Below are 18,434 nucleotides of genomic sequence, written 5' to 3'. Positions count from 1 at the left end.
AGCCCCGAAAGCTAATTAGAAAATGAGTTTCAAAACTTTAGAAACTTATAGATTCCTGAGGCTTTTTATAATATGTATAGGAAAAATATTGCAAAACTGAGTCAATGGAATTCAAGGAAAAATAAAAAATTTCACGTTATATTTGGTTTCAATCGCGTTAGGTTAATTCAATCCTTAAGAGATAAAATCACTTATGTAACCCGACCGTTTCCTAACGGAAAAGGTAAGTTATTCTTATGAAAGAATTTCGTTGATTAAATAAACCTATCCAATATGGGATAATGCATGCGTGCGCCCTACATTCGCATTCTCAAACCAAAATAGAAAGCAGAACAGCGAGAATCCTATCGTATGAATTTATAATTCTATTTAAGCTCTACGGAAAAGTTATCGATCACTACTTTTTTCCTTTCTTAAGATGAACATTGATACAATCGGTTTCTGCACTAATCAAACTTTGATAACAAATTTTGAATCTTTGCAATATCGCCTTGCAAGATTCCTTTTGCACAATCAACACAATAGGCATGAAAACTTCGGGATGATTTGATCTTCAACCGTATATTGCCTTTCAAAATTCGATGTGCTGAATTTCTTTTGCAATTATGAGATTTTAAAGCAACATCAATTACGACTTGCTTCATTGTTGATTTAGGCTTTGCCATTGAATACCTCAATCGTCGCTTCTCTAACTAGTTCTTCAAGCTTTGATTCAATGTCGTCCAATTCCCGTTTTGTAAAATCACTTCGCTCGTTCACGCCTTTACCTATAAAGGCATTAACTTTTTTATCGATTGCTGACTTCAAGACGATTAGATTTGGTCTATCTAACCTTTGCTTATCTAACTCCCTTCCCATCGGCTTAAGGCCTTTACCAAAAAGAATTTCACCTGCTTTAGTTTTTATTTTTGCATCAAGTGCAAGCCGTGCAGATTGTCTCTCTCTAACTTTTGTGGTAGGGATAGGCTCGAGATCCATCATCGCATTTTTAACTTGTTCTGGAGAGTACCCCATCCCCAGTAATCTACGAAGGGCATCTAGTGCTTCCGGATTTTCCTCAATTAGTGGAATCTCTGAGACTGAAACTCCAGTTTGTTCTTTGATTTCAATTTGATCTCCATTTGAATTAACTCGGACAAAAGAAGGATCAATTGTAATTTCATCTGAACTAGTAAAATCAAGCGATTCTAATGGTAAAAGCTGTTCAAAATATTCCTGATCAGCTTCACTAAACTGTTGAAAATCAGACCAGCGACTTGCAATATTCCCACCTGCATGAAAAACAACTGTTCCTTGATTGAGCAGATGCAAGGGATCATTTTGTTTAATCACCCTCATAATTCTACCGACAAATTGAACAAACGGTGAAAGGGATCTAAAAATGCTAAAGATGGCAGCGACAGACAAATCAGGATGATCGAAACCTTCTCCCAACTTTCTTACTTGAACAATAACATCTATATCGTTATTTTCTAACCTTTTAAAGACCTTTTCATTTTCTTTACTATCTGCAAGGCTATGGATGAAATCTGCTCGAAGCCCTCTTGACCGATATGCCTGAACAATTTGATGGCAATGGGAAAAATTTAACGCCGATGCAATTATTTTATGACCCGAATGACCAGTTTCCTTTCTTATCCTATTCAGTTCATGGATGGAAGCATCGACAATTGTAAAAAGCGTTTCCTTTGAAGTAACAATACTTCTTCTAAAATCAGAATCATCTTCACCAAGTCGTATCACTTCCTCAAGAGAAACCTCAATTTCATTACCATCTTGAGAGCGCACGTATTTCAATTTCGCAGGATTCAAAACGATGGCCTTTAATCTTTTAACGTAACCTGCTTGAATAGCTTTCGCGATTGGAAATGTATAAATGATACTGCCCGCCATAATCTGGCCATCAGATCGAAGCGGTGTAGCGCTTAAGTTTACGATATAAGAAGAAGGAAATTTAGATTTAAGATTTTCCCATGTCGCTGCAACACTGTGATGCCCCTCATCAAACAGAATTAAATCAAAATAGTCACTGGGTAAAATCTCTAACCATCGATTGGCATTGCCTTGCAGTTGCTGAATATTAGTAATTACTACATCAGCTTCGTCTAAGTCACTCTTGTTTACTGAATCTCCCCTGATCTCAACAGGTTCTGGAAAGGGAGCTTTTGTGATAATATCAAATTTTTTATAGAAATATTTAGGCTTAGTTGGATCAAAATCTGCTGCTAACTGCTGGGCGATTTTAACATTAGGGGCCACCACGAGAGTCCTCTTCGATCGAAATGCAAATGGCAAAATTGCAATACATCCTGACTTCCCGCACCCTACCGGTAATATTATCCCCAATTCTCTAACAGTATTTCCCGATTTAAGAAAATCAACAGTTGCTTTATACGCTTCAATTTGAGGTTCTCTCAAACCTTTATTATCGATAATTTTTGGATCCAAATCCCTGAATAAATCAGCTTTCATTGTCATACCCTCTGCAGTCCCCCCATTCCACTTAACGTTAGAAAGTTAGACAGCACGACAACAGAAAAAGTGCGTTATGTCACCATTGAATCGAGAAATTTCTCCAATTATTTACGAAAGTCAGTAGCTATCCTATAAGGGATACTCACTACCAGAATACCCCCAATATGGTGAATAGGCGAATTTTCCGATCAAAGAAGCAAGATCAAGCCACCGTAAGATCTATTTGCCAAACTGGCTCTACTAATTCCTCGAAGTTCTCATCTATCAAATCTAAGTCCTTTTGAGACAGCTCGCTTCGCTCATTCGCTTTCCGATTTATGAAATTGTTGATACGCATATCGATCAAAGATTTTAGAATCATGTAATTTGGCTTACCACGATGGTTTTTATCCAATTCATAACCGTCAGCGGAGAGAGATATAGAATTCAAAATTTTATCAACTTCCGCTTTAACACGTTCATTCAAATTATAACGAGCCTCTTGACGTTTTTGGACTTTGGGAATGACAGGCTGTGAGTTCATTGCTTCCAACACTTGTTGCCCACTAAAGCCTAACTCTGATAATTTTCGGATCGCTTCCATTGCCTCGAAATTTTCTTTAATCAAAGGCAGACTTTCCCAGTTCAGGCCTATTTGTTCCGTAATCTGAAAACCGTTTCGATTTATCGAGGAAGACATTTCATTTTCTGGAATTGAATCATCCTCATTAACTTTCGGTTGCATTTCGGAAGATTTTATTTTTTCAGCAAAAGAAGGATCTGACTCAGCTTGAGTAAATCCATGCGCTTCGGTGGCTTCGAGATTGATTTCCGGATTAACTACCAATTCATCTGACTTTGAAAAATCTATCCCAGACATTGGTAACAACTGGCTGAAATATTCCTGATCTGCTTCACTAAATTCTCTGAGATCGTTCCATCGGGGTATAATATTCCCGCCCGCATGAAAAACTACAACGCCTTGATTTAACGGATGAAAAATTGTATTTCCATTGTTGGTTCTCATAATTCGACCAATAAACTGAAGAAAAGGAGAGAGAGTTAAATGAACACTAAAAACAGCTGCAACACATAGGAAGGAATGGTCAAATCCTTCTCCTAATTTTTTCACCTGAACAATTACATCCAATTCATGATTTTCTAACTGACGATAAGCATCATTATTTCTTTGGTTATTTTTACGGCTATGAATGTAATCGCATCTCAATCCTCTTTCCTTGTACGCTTCAACAATCTGCTTACAATGCTTAAAATTCAGAGCAGAAGCAATTATCTTAGGACGTTCATCATTAGCCTCTTGACGAATTTTTCTTAGTTCGGTAATTGAAGCATTCACAATCGAATCCAACGATTCCTTTGATGACACAACTGCTCTCCGAAAAGCCGGAAGTTCCTTACCTAATTCAACAATCCGTTTTAAATCAATTTCTTCTTCAGAACCGAATATTCGATATTTCATCTTTTCAGGATTCAAGACGATCGCTTTAAGGTTTTTCACGTAATTCAATTTGATTGCATTGGCAATAGGAAAAGAATAAACAATCTTTCCTGGCATTCTTTCTCCGTCAGCTCTTACGGGAGTTGCACTGAAATTTACAATATACGCTTTCGGGAATTTCATTTTGAGCAAAGTCCATGTTTCCGCCAAACTGTGATGTCCTTCGTCAAAGAGAATTAAATCGAAAAAGTCCTGAGACAATTTTTTGATCCATCTGTTATTCTCCGTGCCCAACTGATGAATATTGGTTACAACAACGTCCGATAGTTCCAAATCCTTTTGATTCGTATTTGTCCCTCGGATTTCGCTAAATTCTGGAAATATATTATCGGTTAACACATTGCATTTCTTATAAAAGCAGAAAGCATTCGAAGGATCAAAGTTCGACATCAATTGTTCAGCGATTATCAAACTTGGCGAAATAACCAATGTGCGCTTAGAACGGAAAGCAAATGGCGCCAAGGTAATACATCCGGTCTTACCACACCCAACGGGTAATACAATACCCAGTTCTCGATCATCCGGATGATTCTCGCGAGAATCCTTCAATGCCTCAAAACATTCCACTTGCGGAAGCCTTAGTTTTGGATTTCCAACGATAAACGGTTTCAGAATTTTAAATTGGTCTATTTTCAATGTATTTACCTCCACATTGGTCGATCAATAAAACCATGACCAAAAACAATAATCAACAAATCAAGTATTTTATATTTATATAATTTATGTTTATATAATGTTATCAATAGCCGCCTCCCTTATTATATTGTATAAAAATTTCTCCCTGATCGTCGGGAAAAAATGTCAAAAATTGAAGAAAAAAGACGAATTTTTGCCTCCTTGGGTATTTAAAGCCGAATCTCGAACAGAATAATATTTTTCATGAGGTAGAAAAATGAGCGAGAATACGGCAAAAATTATAGAATTGAATTCGATTCTAAAAAAGAGCAAAGGCAAATCGCAAAGACCACCAGTAGGCGAATCTCCTATTTTTGGAAAAGGCATGACGGACGAGGTAATGAGAGAGTTAAAAGAACGATTTTCCTTACCAATAACAGAAGAAGATTATCGTAATAAGGCGATCTTTCTGTTGATAAGCAAAACGGGATTAAGAGCCAAAGAAACCGTTTCGCTCAGATTCTCAGGAATTTTTAAAGCGCCATCAGGGGAAAATTTAATCCAATATGTTCGAAAAGGAGGAAAGAAGGGTTACTCAGTCCTTTCAGAAGAGATTATAACCGCCGTAAAAGCATACCATAACATAGCCGATATAATATCCGACCATTTCTTCCTTTCTCGTCCTAAAAGGCATCAGAAAACAAGGACTCCCATAACAACCAGAAGCCTCCAAAGGATCGTAAATTCGTGGAATGTGAAAACCTGTATTGGGCGAACCGCACATCCTCATGCAATTCGACATACCGTAGGACAAAAATTATTGGAAAAAGCAGGCTCCATTGCTGCTCAAAAGGTATTAGGACATTCTACGCCAATAACAACGTCAAAATTTTATACAAAGCCGTATTTTGACGGATCTTCTTATTTAGAATGGTAAAATAGAAAATAAAATTCTAAGAATCATCTATTCAATGATTACAAAAGACTTAGTAGCTTCGTTTAGTAAAGATAAAGATCTTTTTATTTAATTAAAAACAACCTAAGGTAACTATATTATAAAAATTTAGAAAACTCTGCACTTTATTCAGACATTTTGCGTTCCGCATTTATAAAATATAATCACTCCGTCAGGAAATATTTTTATAGGAAAACACAATGTTCAGTAACAAACCAATAAGGAATTTAGAAATTGAGAATTATACAGGAATCGATTCTGTCCAAATTTTAATTCCAAAGGAAAACGTCCTTTTTCAAGAATTGGGCAAAATGCCTTTTCAAATCGAAAGAAGTAAAAATTCGAAATACGATTTGCACACCGGATTTATCGGAGGAATCCGAATAACAAAATCAACGAATCCTCATAAGTCGCATTATTTCGGTCTTCAATTTTCTATTTCTAGCCTCTTTAATGGAAACAATTTATGTTCGGACACTCCCCTCAATATGAATTTAATCTTATCACTCTTAAACAATAAATTGAATAACGCAGGCGTCAAAATCGAAAACTTGAACGGGGCAAAGCTTGCCAGGTTAGACATATTCAGAAATTTAATTCTTGAAGAGAAATATTCAAAATATTTTTCCATTTTGTCGTTATTGCATTTTCCAAGAACAAAGAAAACAATTCGATATGGAAGCTCGGTTTACTATAAAAATCCCGGAAAACGGGCTTCTTTCGAAGCGATCGTTTATGATAAAGCCGAACAATTAAAATCATTATCGAATTATGATTCAGTAGGTCCCGAAAACATATTACGAATGGAATTTCGTTACTACGGGACACGTTGGATTTCCGAGCAGTTTAAAAAGTTCGTATTTTTTTATAAGTTCCTTGATCCTAAATTCCCGTATTTTACTTATTTGGAAAATTTTGACTGTGATAAATTTTTTCGTTCAAAGGCGAATAAACTTCTAAAGCCGATCTTAAATTTCGATCACCTCCCCAGTTCGACCTCATTGCAAAACGAATTGGAAATTTTCTTCAAAGGAAAAAACTCGATTAATCCTCGGAAAGAGGCTCTTTTAGCAAGGACTCTCTTGAAAATAAACGAAAAAGGTCTCTTAGAAGAATTCATACGCAGGAACGAATTTAAAATCATGCGGCTATCATTCAAGTCAGGCACATCTCAATCAAGAAGGAAGCGCATTAAAGAAAGGGCATATAAGTTGCTAATCACCGCAGGTTTAATGAAGGAAATCATTCTGCACGGTTACGATCACATAAACGAGTTAAAACAAGGCTTACTAGAAAAACGAAAGAACCCGCGAAAACGTGCAGCGTAAATTCATCAAAGAATCCCGATCTCCTTGTTCGGACTCGGGATTCTTTTCTTACTGTTTAAAGGACGAATAAATTTCTGAAATATTATGATCTTTTCGTTTTCAGAATCAATACGATCTCATCTTTTTTAGATCCTCGTAATTGTATTCGCTGCCTGCTCCCTTCTTACTTTCCCCTGCCTGACCCCAACCGACAGAACTCCAACAACTCTTGCATCGATTTACACACTCGGGAAATTTTCCCCAAGAATTGGTTGGATAATTAAAACGAACAAAACGATCACAAGTGACCGAGCAAGTAGGTCCTGCTCCGACGACGGGAGTGTTCAATTTAAAATACGGAACTAACCGATTAAAAAATAATTCGCATTGTTTGATTTCCTGCTCATGTCTCTCTTCCGCTTCTTTACTTCGCCTTTCCGATACAAGAGCAAATAATTGGTCCGCCTTTTGTCTTGCTTCCTTGAATTTTTTGCTTTCAGTTCCAAAAAATCTATCGCCTCCTGTATTGTATGCAATGATGCCTGAGTTATAAATCTCCTGATTGATATTTATTCGATAAGTAAACTCGTATGCATTATTGAAATCGTTGTTGATTGGAATTCTTGCGAAGCAATCCTTAATAGGAACTCTTTTGACAACTATCCATTCGTCATCAAAAGTATATTCGAAAAACGCCTTTCCCTTATTTAAAGGGTTATCCGATGAGCAATTACGAACATATTTTTCTTCGATCGTATCCTCTTCGAATTCTTCTTCTCCCGTCTTAAACTGAGTAGGCAACCAATCGAACAAAGCAACAAGAGGAAGAGCAGCACCAACAGTAAAAACAGTGGCGAGAATTAATGAATATTTGTAATCATATTCGCATTTGAATTTTCTAGTTCCCTGCCGATCATAGTATTCAACTTTTGAGCCTCCACAAATTTCTCCTTCCGAATTTCTCTCAATCTCTCGAGATAATCTGATTTTAGATTTATACTTGAAAGAAGATTTCTGTTCGATACCAACTAAAATAAAATCACCGTCAATCTCCGGAGGAAAGGTTCTAAAATCAAGGTCAACGTTCTCTTTACCTATTTCCTTCTTTTCTAAAACGGTTCTGCGTTCTCCGATACTTAAGCAAGATTCTAAACATGATAATAAAACGATGCCGGCTATAAACCGGCATCCAAAATATAGAAACATATTTTTCATGGAAATTTAATCAATTGGCTCGTTGAGCGGTAAGACTTTCGTTTATGACGGCTTCCCTATCGCATGAGGAGAATTTAAGCATTTGAGTAGGTGGCTCCGAGATTCCATATACCACAAACTGATCGCAGGCTGATAAAGTTACTCTTTCGCCTGGATTCAGTTTTACTCTTTGAACGAGTTGATCGTTTCCGTTATATACTGAAATGTAAAGAATTCGCCCGGACAAGTTCCCCACTTTTGGGAAAGCGAATAACGGACTAACAATTAAAATCGAAGCCAAAGCAAATAATTTGCTCAGCAGATTTGTTTTCTTTCTCATATTTAGATTCTCCTTTGAAGGTAAATCTCCGATGGTTTAGTTCGTTAAGGACTTCCTATTTTGATGAATTAGGAAATATGCCAAAAAGCGAGCAGAACGATGGAAATTTATCGAAACTATTTGTCGCGTCATTTTAGTCAACGCTATTTTTAGCGTGTTACATGTAGCATGGTATTAATAGCCGAACGACCTTAAAATTCACGGATGGATTATGAATCCTTTCAAAGAAGCGTCAGCAAACGAATCAAACAACTGAGGTTGGATAAGAAACTTTCCCAGGAAGAATTAACCGGTTTGGATATGGGAGTTCGGGTTTATCAAAGGATAGAATCCGGTGACGGAGCACCGAGTTTACAGAGTTTATTCAAAATTGCAAAAGCTCTTGGAGTTCATCCAAAGGAATTATTGAACGTTCCAATTCCGGAAGATAAGCCCAAAAAAGCGAAATAATCGAATTTCTCATTTTTCCATTTACATTTATTTCATTTTCAAATTCTGTAAAAAACGATTTATCCGATCGGGAATAGAGCCTTGTAATGCAGAATTTTGATCTTAAAAAACCTGAAAAAACAGGCTTTGAATACAATCCATTGGAAATGCAGAGCTTTGATCAAAATTTGTTATATCCCCTGTTACCATTTCTCACAAATCGCGCGCGAGCAACCCCCGCTGTCGAGAAGCGGAATTTAGATTCCGGTAAAAGATCATCTTCCAAAACCTCTAGCAAATTCAAGCATGCAGGAATTAATATTCCATTCTTCGAACAGATCACCAAGAAGATCCTGAATGATTTTTACAAAAAGTTTTGTCCTCATTGCGAAGACCAAATTCTGGATAAAGAAATCTCAACTAGACCGGATGTGATTCGTTGTAGAGTTTGTCATTACCAAACTTCCAGACTCTCATCCACTCCCCTTCAACAATTCAAACTTCCACTTTGGATGTTTGGATATGTATTTCACGAATCTTTCATCCAACATCCAAAAGTTCTCACTTCAACAGAGATCACAAAGAGATTAGGAATCTCATATAAGGCAGCTTTACTCCTCAAAAGAAGATTCCAAATATTTGCATCCGAACAATTGGAAATATATAAACGAATTACATTCAAACTCTTAGAAGATGAATTTCGAGACTTTAACCTTCCTCCAAATGAGAATACGGATATAACAAAGAAAATGGCAAAGCGTTCGTATATTTGCGCAGATACAGCCGTTTTGTATTCCGCATCTGCCAGAGCAAATAAAGGAAGAAAACGGTTCCGTCACAGTGGAGCAACTGCTTCCATATACCTCTCAGATAAACTTGGTGGAAAACAAATTGGAACCTTAGTTCATACAATCGCAGTAAAGCGTGGGCCAGTATTCTTTCACTCGGTTCCAAATCAAAAAGCAAATACTCTCGGACCAATCATCAAAGAACATTTGCCAATTCGAACTCCACTATTCACGGACCAAGGATACCGTTGGCTTTGGGGAATATACAGAAATCATAGATCGGTAAATCATAATGCAAAATCGAAAAAAGGAAGGTATCGCTGGGCCAGGAATAGATGGAGCAAATACGGAGTGCATTCTCAGGTAGCAGAAGGAAACCAGAGATTACTCAAAACTTCCTTTGGTGCATATTGCTATACAACACCAGAATACTCGACCTTGTATCTGAATGAATTCGCGTTTCTCAAGAACGCAAAAGTCCTCGGACTCGACATTCTAATTCAAGATGGAGCCGAAGACTCTGTGGGGATTGGAGCTATGTTATTACTACCTCAACACATCGTTCAGAAGTTTCCCTAACATCTGATCCTGAGTCTGAACGGTCTTCTGATTCGCTTCGTAAGAACGGTTCACTTCGATCATCTCCACCATTTCAGTTACGACACTCACATTAGAAGCTTCTAAATAACCTTGTAGAAGATTCGGTTCTTCTTCCAAAAGAAAAGGTCTTGGCTCGCCCGACTCGGGGGTATCGTTATAGAAAGAGTCGCCTTCTTTATCTAAGTGACGAGGATTTTCCACAGTGCGGATCTTGATACGATCCAAAAGAACAGGAGTTTCGAATCTATTCTTATCGGCTCCAACGGAATTACGAGGATCGTTACCGATTTCTCCGTTGATCCAAACTTCTCCATTTTCTTTGATTAAAAAATTTCCGCGAGCGACTTTGATCGGCCCGTTCTCACCCATCAGAGGAAAACCCTGAGGAGTCACCAAATAGCCGTTCGTATCCAAAACGAAAGCCCCGGAGCGAGAAAGTCTTTCACCTCTATTGGTCAATACGCTAAAAAATGCGGGATGTTCCGTGCCAGGCCTATCTTGCAGCATCATGTCGAAAGGATTGTCCGTCTTCTTCACAGCCCCTTGTTCGAATCTTGTATAAATTTCATTCACTTCGGCGCCTAACCCGAGTTTGCCGACCACGGGAGCCGTATCGAAGGAACCCATAGGCACCTTACCTACTCCGTCCTCATTGAATCGATGGATCAGAAGTTCCGGAAAAGTTTTGAACAACGTTGTGTCCCTTTTGAATGCAGTCTTGTCCACGTTTGCAAGATTGTTGGAGATAACGTCCATGCGCGTCTGCTGCACGATCATCCCGTTAGATCCGGTGTACATTCCTCTTAACATTCTACTTTCTCCTGCTCTATTTAAGGATCGGAGTTTTTCAAAAATCCCATTACGCTTTTGAAGACATAAAAAGAAAAAATAAGAAGGAGTTCCTACCATTCCTAAGATTTAAGGTTTGGCGCCTCCCGCCTTTCGGTGGGACCGGGCTGCTACGGGTTCGGCGAGCCTGCCTCATCCCACCTTCGGTGGGACAAGCCCTTCGCATCCCTGGCGCAGCGACCCGTAGGAAGCGAGGCAACGACCGTGAAGCGCGTCGGTGGCCGAAGGCCAAACGAGAGGAAAGCTATAATTCAAGCCATTCGTATGAATCGAAAGCTTAACTAAAATCATCGCGTTGCATTTAAGCGCAGTAACCCGAAGGAAAATTTCAATCAAAACCCGGTCAGGCCGGAATTCAGAATCTACATTCCATCCCAGAGGACTGCAAACTGAACTTGAAAGATTGAAAATTATCTGATATAGAGCCAGGAAGGAACCTCCCACGGGCCCTCCTCCTCCACCCAAAACTCGGGTGGGGGCCTTCTTCCCAAACTTTGTAGGAGGTCCTACAAGAGGCTGTATTTTGTCTCATTCCTAAAAAACCTTTGACATCTGCTGTTCTGAGGACTATTTATCCATGGGATGAAGAAAAAAGGGTATTTTCTCTCCTTAGGAGCCGGTAAAAACCAGTTACCCTTGATCTCTGCTGCAAAAGCCCTGGGCTTGGAAGTAGCCGCAGTGGATAAAAACGATAAGGCCCCCGGGTTTGCGATGGCAAGCTTGCGGATCATCGAGTCCACTTTCGAATACAGAAGGATCTTAAGAGCAGTCGCGGAAAATCCTTTACCTACTCCGATCGTCGGTATCGGCACAAGGTCCTTCGGAAAGGCGACGTATAGCACCGCCTATCTTGCAGAAAAACTCAAACTGAGATATGCAAGTACGGAATCCGTATTAAAATTTTCTGATAAACAAATCTTAAAGGAAAATCTAGCCCCAAAAGGGATTAGAGTCCCAAGAGAGATACCGGCATCGGAGATCAAGGCTAAATCCAAATCTTTTCCGTATCCCTGGATCTTAAAACCCAGCCAAGGAAGCGGTAAATCCGGGATCCAACTCGTGGAATCCGATTCCGATCTGAAATCCATTTCTAATCTAATATCTCCCAAAAAACAACCCAAGTCAAAAACTTCTGCCAATTCTCCTCATCCGGAAACCTGGCTTTTGGAAGAATATATTCCAGGTCCTGAATATACCGTTTTAGGATTGGTGGATGAATCCGATTTTCATCTGGTAAATATTTCCTTAAAGGAAACTTCTTCTTTTCCCCCTTTTTTGGAAGCCGCTCATAGGCTCCCCTTTCCTAAATCCGAATTGGAAGGCGAGATCAAGATGTTATGTAGGGCGATCGTAAAGGCCACAGGTTTGAAAAATTGTCCATTTGTGGCCGAATTCAGATCGGATGAGAATGGAGATCTCGTTCTGATCGAAGCCGCTCCCGAAGTGGGCGGTGAATATCTGGCGGATGTTCTTGTGCCAGGTTATTCCGGTTACGATTATTTTACCAACCTGGTCAAACTTTTGGTGGGAGAGCCGATTACTCCTCCGCCTTCTAGTTTAGAAATTCCTAAAAAACTAAAATCTCAAGTCCGTTTTGATATTCCACCCAGAGGTATTTCCGTCCTAAAATCCTGGGAAAATTTTCCAACAAATTACGGTGAAACAATTCTTTTGAACCAAAATCTGAAAGAACTTGGTTCTAAACTGGACACCTCTTTAGGAAATGAAACAAGGACCAGAGTCCTTTGTTTAAAGTCGAAGGTGTCTTCTTCGGAAGAGGAATGGAATGGTAGTGTGAAAAACCGTTTGAAGGCGGAATATGAAGCCCGCTGATCATCCTTCTAAAGAAGTTTGGGAAACTCATTATACTAGGCCCAAGGCAAAACTTTCGTATCCGGATGAAAACTTAGTTCGGATGATCTCTAAATTCCCTGCTTCTTCCCCTTCTCCTAAGGCTTTGGATTTCGGAACCGGTTCCGGCAGGCATTGTGTTCTTTTAAAAGATTTCGGATATGAAGTGTATGCTGCGGATTACAGCGAAAATTCCATCCAATCCGTGAAGGAATCTTATCCATGGGTCAAAACGTTTCTTTTAAATTCCCCTCCTTATCCTTTTGAAGAGGAGAACTTCGATCTTATCGTCAGCTGGGGAGTTCTACATTATAATTCTCCGGATCTCGCCAAATCTATGTTAGATGATAACTTCCGTATTCTAAAAAAAGGAGGTTATCTCGCAGCCTCCGTAAGAGCGGAAGGAGACACACATCTTAAAGCGGAGAAAGGAAAAATCGGAACAACGGATCTTGCGGGTGGCGCCACTTGGTTCTATTCCAAAGAAGATGTGCAGGCTCTTCTGAAAAATTTTTCTTCCTTTGAGATCGGTTATACGGAAAGAACTCCATTAGGAAAATTGGATGAGAGGATTTGTCATTGGATCTTCCTCGCCCAAAAATAATCCAAGAAGAATGTCCTCTCGCCGGGGACTGCGACTGGGAACCTTTATACAGATCGGAATTTAATAAGTTCGATCTCCCGATACAAATTTGTAAAACCTGCGGCTTCCAAGCCCAATTTCCAAGACCGGAACCCGAGTCGTTATATACGGAAGAATATTATACGGGTAACCAGGAATTCACGTATAGGGACGAAAGACAGACCGAAAAATTCGATCGATATGTTTGGTTTGCCCGCTTAAAAAATATTTCCAAGTTCAAATCTTCCGGGAATTTTTTGGATATCGGTTGCTCTTTCGGAGGTTTTTTAGAATGCGCTAAAGAAAAAGGATTCATACCTTACGGTGTGGAAATTTCTCCTTTTTCCGCCAAACAAGCGGAAGCGAGAGGTTTTAAGATTTGGCAGGGTCAATTCTTAGATGCGGACATTCCGGAAAATTTTTTCGATGTGATCACCTTGATCGAAGTGATCGAACATTTAGAAAACCCAAAGGAAGTTTTTAATAAACTTTCCAAGATCCTAAAACCCGGCGGTTTACTTCTCATCCAAACCGCGAATTTTGACGCCTGGCAGGCCATAGAAGCCGGTAAAAATTATCACTATTATTTGCCGGGTCATGTGTATTATTATTCTGCAAAAATCCTTCGGAAAATTCTTGCCGTACGAGGATTCGTAAGACAGATTACCTACCTCGGAGTGGACTTCCCTCTTTCCGCCAAACTTTTAAAATCCAGGGGAAGTTTTTCCAGATGGACGGATTATTTGAAATGGTTCTGGATCTCTTTTTACCATTTCAAAAGTAAACTTTCCAAAAAAGGAATACCGCTCACTTCGTCTATGGTGCATTACGCGATTAAGAAATGAATTCCCATCCGAATACAAAGTACAGTAGATTTTTCGATTATATTCCGGACGCAGGTTTAGGAAGGAAACTGAACTTTACGGTTCGTGTTCTGGCTGCTTCCGCCTATCGTTTTGCCAAAGACGAATGTCTCATAAAGGCTTCCGGTATTTCTTATACTACGATCGTATCCTTAATTCCGATGCTTGTAGTGGCCCTTTCCCTACTGACGATCACTTCCGGATTGGACAATCGTAAGGAAGAAATATTCGATAAAATTAATGCGTTTTTTCTGGTTAGTAATATCAATTTAGATATAAATCCGTATTTGGACACTCTGGGAGAATTGATCGATGCAGCCAGACAAATAGGCGCCATCGGCTTCATCCTTTTGGTATTTTCCGCAACCACCGTCTTAAGGTCCTTGGAGAATTCGTTTAACTCCATCTGGAGGATAGAAGAAAAAAGATCCGTTCTACAAGAATTCGTATTTTACTTTTTTGTTCTTTCTATCGGTCCTCTTCTATTGGTGATCGGGGATAATCTTGCTAAAAAGGTAACCGATGTATTCCGCCCTCCCCATTATCTGAGCATGGATAAGGATGCGGAAAATCATATCTGGATCTCTGGCGAGAACGGCACACTCTTTCGAATGGATTCCGGCCTCAAACGGGACTATTATTTGGATGAGAAGGATATAGATCTAAAAAATATCCGCTGCGTAGATTCTTTCGGGGTTCGTGTGGATTTTTGCGAAAAACCGGACATCTCTAAGGAAAACTTCGTCCGAGTTTCCGTTAAAGACGGAAAAGTGTATGCTCTTTCCGAAAAAGGATTATTTCTCTCCAAACCCGTAGACGGTTCCGTCTGGAATGCGATCTATTTCGACAATTGCAATTTTAAAGATTTTGAATATATCAACGAAGGGAATTTTTATTTGATCTTCTCCAATGGGGAAGTCCTACATTTTTTCACCCAAGGAAGAAGTTATAAGCCGGTATTCACGAATGTTCTAAAAATCCGAGCAAATCGTGTATATTTTCCCGAACCGTATTTAGGATACATTGTTGATGAAGACGGGAATGTTTGGAAGAGTGAAGACAGCGGTTATACTTGGAATGCCACTAAGATCACAGGTCACGGATTAAAGGATATCCATAGGATCAGGCCGGGAGAACTTTTTGTCACTGGAGAAAGAGGTTCCGTTTTTAAAACGGAAGATGGTGGATACTCTTGGAAAAATCTCAGCCATAAAAGATACACATTTAGCAAAGTTTGGTCCATAGAAAATGAAGAATCAGCGGATATTTTTCTTCTGGACGCTCTTGGAAATATTCTGGTCTCCATAGACGGTGGAGAGCATTGGAATACTTTTTATATTCCCGTAAAAGGTAAGGTATTCGCTTCCGGATTATTGGATAGAAGTGCGAACGGAAGATTCAGATTATTGAATATCGGAGAATATAGAAAAATCAGTCTTTCCGAATACAAGGATGTGAAATACGAGACAGTCATCCTGCAAGGAGGAGAGTCGGTATTCTCACCTTATAATATTCTAAAATTCTTCTTCCCTTTGATCGGGATCTGGCTTTTCTTCTTGGCGTTATTCACCTTGATCCCGAACACAAAAGTCCCGATCCGAGCTTCGTCTTGGGGAGCTGGTTTCACTAGCGTGATCTTTTTGATTTTTCTTTATGGATTCCAAGTATACATCACCTCCTTCTCCGAAACCACGATGATTGTTTATAAGGCCCTCGCCTCGATCCCTATCTTCTTGATCGGCGTGTATTCCTTATCTCTCATTGTTCTATTCGGAGCGGAAGTGACCGCTTGTGTACAATATCCGGAAAGATATTACGCCCCCTTCCAATTGATAGAAGAACATCATACTGCCTTTAGTTACGAATTCAGAAAGTTGATCGGAGTTTTAAAAGCGGTCTACTCGGTCCAAAAAGAAAGTAAGATCGCTCCTCGAAACGGTGACCTTGCCGTCAAATCTGGACTTCATGCGGAAGAAATTCCTAGGCTCACTAAAACATTATCAGAAGTTGGACTTCTGGTTGAAACGAATGAAGGAGGAGCCTGGTTGCCAGTTGTATCGGGGGAAGATCTGACTCTCGGAGATTTTTATCGTAGGATACCGGAACCACTTTTAAAAGAAGATCCGTCTTTTCATGTCTATCCTGATAAGGTTCGGGAAAAAATGGATAAAGCGGAATCTTCCCTGCAAAAAGATCTGGATGCGATTAACTTTAGAGACTTGATCGATTAAAAGCCCTACAAGTAGTTTTATTATCATTGGAAGGCAAATAATCCTTAAGTGACTTTTGCTCTTGCTATAAATCTCGCGAAAATGTTCGGAAAGTATTTATGTAAATAAATTGCGAATTTCTCCTTAGGGCCGGCGATTATTTTTTCCATTCTCCCGGAAGAAATAGAAGATAAAATCTCTTTAGCGCATTCTTCCACTTCGATACCGTTTTCTATGGCCTGGTCCATTTTCCCATGCTTGGTTCCGTTTCCTGAAATCGCATTTTCGGAAATTTTGGTCTTAACGAATCCAGGATACACAAGAAGCACTTTGAGATTTACGTTTTTATTTTCCGCTCGGATAGATTCGTAAAATCCGGTCAAAGCGGATTTACTAGCGGAATATCCTGATCGAAGCGGGACCCCGAATTTTCCTGCAACGCTAGAAATGGAAATCACATATCCTTCTCTCCTTTTTCTAAAATGCGGGAGGAGCGCAAGGGTCAGAGCGATGTTTCCTAAAAAATTCACTTTCAAAATCGATTCATATGCATGAATAGAGGTCTCATGAGCCAAAGATCGTTGGCTAATCCCTCCGTTATTGATCAGAACGTCTACTTTACCGAATTTGCGGATCGCTCGATCGGGCAAACTTTCGATAGAAGAATACTTTTCCAAATCGAAAGGAAGAACCAAACAGTTTTCATCAGTTTTTCCTAATGCTTCTTTTACTCGTATTAATTCTTCTTTTCTTCTTGCAGAAAGAATTAATTTAGCACCGGTATCTTTCAACTCGGCTGCCAATGCCTCCCCTATTCCGGAAGATGCTCCGGTAATCCAAACCACTTTATCTTTAAAAAAGGAATGGATCCTGCTCACGATTCTTGGACCACCTTTAAGAATTGGTCTCCCAGATCGATCCTACGATCAGCAGTCCGTATGAAAGAACGAATCATATCCCCAGGCTGTAAATACTGGGACCTTTTACTTTGCCCTTTGACGAAAAGTTCCCATTTCTTTCTTTCGGAAAGAAGACCGGCGATCTTTTGCACCATTTTGCCCGGAGCTCTAAGTGCGCATCCGGAAGGAGTGCCGGTCAACAAAACGTCGCCGGGGGATACATTACAAAAACTAGATAGTTCAGTGATAGTTTCCTCCGGTTTGAATACCAAATTGGAAATCGTATCATGTTGCCTGACTCGATCGTTCACAAGCAAGGTCAATTCCAGACTATTCAGTAACTCAAAGTCTCCCGGCTCCAAAACAGCCAACACCGGCCCCGCCGGCAGAAAAGTTCGGTAAGATTTTCCCTTATACCACTGCAATTGGGGAAGTTGTATATCTCTTGCTGATACATCGTTCGCCATAAAGATAGCGGCCACATATTCCGATATATTCCCGGAATTCACTTCCGTATAAGAATTTATGGATTTCCCGAAAACAAGACCGAGTTCAATCTCATAATCCAGAAGTTTGACATGTTTAGGTCGGATCACTTCTCCCATCGGAGAAGTCAGGGATGCGTCCGATTTGGTAAAAAAAAGATTATAACTCTTATCGTCCGGATCAAGTCCGGATTCTATCAGATGTTGTCTATAATTCGCACCTTGGCAGACGATTTGACAAGGTGAAGAAATAGGAGAAAGTAATGTTACTTCCGAAAGTTTATAACTCTTGGATCCCGGATTAGAACTATCCTTCTTGGAGAATTCCAAAAATTTGCGCGTATCCAAGTCCCCTATTTCGAGAGGATACACCTTACCTTCAGTGAATTTTGCCCAATCTATCCGTTCATCTTTTCGGAAACGTACGTAATTCCTAGCCATAGTTCATTCCTTA

The 18,434-nt window shown here is 39.6% G+C and carries 14 protein-coding genes; 8 read left to right on the top strand and 6 right to left on the bottom strand.

The features are described 5' to 3' along the window. Positions 1-651 precede the first annotated feature (651 nt). Together AB3N61_RS06460 and AB3N61_RS06455 are read right to left on the bottom strand one after the other, a co-directional pair. Positions 652-2,472, bottom strand: a complete 1,821-nt coding sequence (locus AB3N61_RS06460) for a DEAD/DEAH box helicase (RefSeq protein WP_367898796.1) — start codon at positions 2,470-2,472, stop codon at positions 652-654. A gap of 205 nt (positions 2,473-2,677) precedes the next feature. Continuing rightward, the gene (locus tag AB3N61_RS06455) at positions 2,678-4,609 is read right to left on the bottom strand and encodes a DEAD/DEAH box helicase (RefSeq protein WP_367898795.1); all 1,932 of its coding nucleotides are present in this window, start codon (positions 4,607-4,609) and stop codon (positions 2,678-2,680) included. Between the two features lie 256 nt (positions 4,610-4,865). Here AB3N61_RS06455 and AB3N61_RS06450 point away from each other — a divergent pair, with 256 nt between their 5' ends. Both AB3N61_RS06450 and AB3N61_RS06445 read left to right on the top strand, forming a co-directional pair. Then, on the top strand, positions 4,866-5,525 hold the full coding sequence (locus tag AB3N61_RS06450; protein WP_367898794.1) for a tyrosine-type recombinase/integrase: 660 nt from the start codon (positions 4,866-4,868) through the stop codon (positions 5,523-5,525). A gap of 506 nt (positions 5,526-6,031) precedes the next feature. Continuing rightward, a complete protein-coding gene (locus AB3N61_RS06445; RefSeq protein WP_367898793.1) occupies positions 6,032-6,871 on the top strand; it encodes a hypothetical protein in 840 nt (279 codons plus the stop codon). A gap of 105 nt (positions 6,872-6,976) precedes the next feature. On the opposite strand, the gene AB3N61_RS06440 is transcribed toward AB3N61_RS06445, so the two are convergent. After that, the gene (locus tag AB3N61_RS06440) at positions 6,977-8,056 is read right to left on the bottom strand and encodes a hypothetical protein (protein WP_367898792.1); all 1,080 of its coding nucleotides are present in this window, start codon (positions 8,054-8,056) and stop codon (positions 6,977-6,979) included. 532 nt (positions 8,057-8,588) lie between these two features. Here AB3N61_RS06440 and AB3N61_RS06435 point away from each other — a divergent pair. Next, positions 8,589-8,834, top strand: coding sequence for a helix-turn-helix domain-containing protein (locus AB3N61_RS06435; RefSeq protein WP_367898791.1), 246 nt, complete (start codon positions 8,589-8,591; stop codon positions 8,832-8,834). Positions 8,835-8,920: 86 nt separating this feature from the next. After that, positions 8,921-10,180, top strand: coding sequence for a transposase (locus AB3N61_RS06430; RefSeq protein ID WP_367898790.1), 1,260 nt, complete (start codon positions 8,921-8,923; stop codon positions 10,178-10,180). On the opposite strand, the gene AB3N61_RS06425 is transcribed toward AB3N61_RS06430, so the two are convergent. Then, entirely contained in the window at positions 10,148-11,011 is an 864-nt protein-coding gene (locus AB3N61_RS06425) for a flagellar hook-basal body protein (RefSeq protein WP_036088585.1), read from the bottom strand. The genes AB3N61_RS06430 and AB3N61_RS06425 overlap by 33 nt on opposite strands. Positions 11,012-11,632: 621 nt before the next feature. On the opposite strand from AB3N61_RS06425, the gene AB3N61_RS06420 reads away from it, so the two are divergent. From AB3N61_RS06420 to AB3N61_RS06405, 4 genes are read left to right on the top strand one after another with little or no spacing between them, the layout of a single operon-like run. Then, a complete protein-coding gene (locus AB3N61_RS06420; protein ID WP_367898789.1) occupies positions 11,633-12,883 on the top strand; it encodes an ATP-grasp domain-containing protein in 1,251 nt (416 codons plus the stop codon). Next, on the top strand, positions 12,870-13,505 hold the full coding sequence (locus AB3N61_RS06415) for a class I SAM-dependent methyltransferase (protein ID WP_367898788.1): 636 nt from the start codon (positions 12,870-12,872) through the stop codon (positions 13,503-13,505). Before AB3N61_RS06420 ends, AB3N61_RS06415 begins: the two co-directional genes overlap by 14 nt. Then, complete coding sequence (locus AB3N61_RS06410) at positions 13,475-14,368, top strand: class I SAM-dependent methyltransferase (RefSeq protein ID WP_412758394.1); 894 nt, start codon at positions 13,475-13,477, stop codon at positions 14,366-14,368. The genes AB3N61_RS06415 and AB3N61_RS06410 overlap by 31 nt, the downstream gene beginning before the upstream one ends. Further along, positions 14,365-16,617 carry a YhjD/YihY/BrkB family envelope integrity protein gene (locus tag AB3N61_RS06405; protein ID WP_367898786.1) on the top strand — a complete coding sequence of 751 codons (2,253 nt, stop codon included), beginning with the start codon at positions 14,365-14,367 and terminating at the stop codon, positions 16,615-16,617. Before AB3N61_RS06410 ends, AB3N61_RS06405 begins: the two co-directional genes overlap by 4 nt. 44 nt (positions 16,618-16,661) lie before the next feature. Here AB3N61_RS06405 and AB3N61_RS06400 read toward each other — a convergent pair whose 3' ends face one another. Both AB3N61_RS06400 and AB3N61_RS06395 read right to left on the bottom strand, forming a co-directional pair. Next, entirely contained in the window at positions 16,662-17,465 is an 804-nt protein-coding gene (locus AB3N61_RS06400) for an SDR family oxidoreductase (RefSeq protein ID WP_367899066.1), read from the bottom strand. A gap of 5 nt (positions 17,466-17,470) precedes the next feature. Next, the gene (locus AB3N61_RS06395; protein WP_020767931.1) at positions 17,471-18,421 is read right to left on the bottom strand and encodes a fumarylacetoacetate hydrolase family protein; all 951 of its coding nucleotides are present in this window, start codon (positions 18,419-18,421) and stop codon (positions 17,471-17,473) included. Positions 18,422-18,434 lie beyond the last annotated feature (13 nt).

The organism is Leptospira sp. WS58.C1, from assembly GCF_040833995.1.
Classification (GTDB): domain Bacteria; phylum Spirochaetota; class Leptospiria; order Leptospirales; family Leptospiraceae; genus Leptospira_B; species Leptospira_B cinconiae.
Note: the sequence above shows the minus strand (reverse complement) of the source record. Positions and strands in the feature narration are given on the sequence as shown.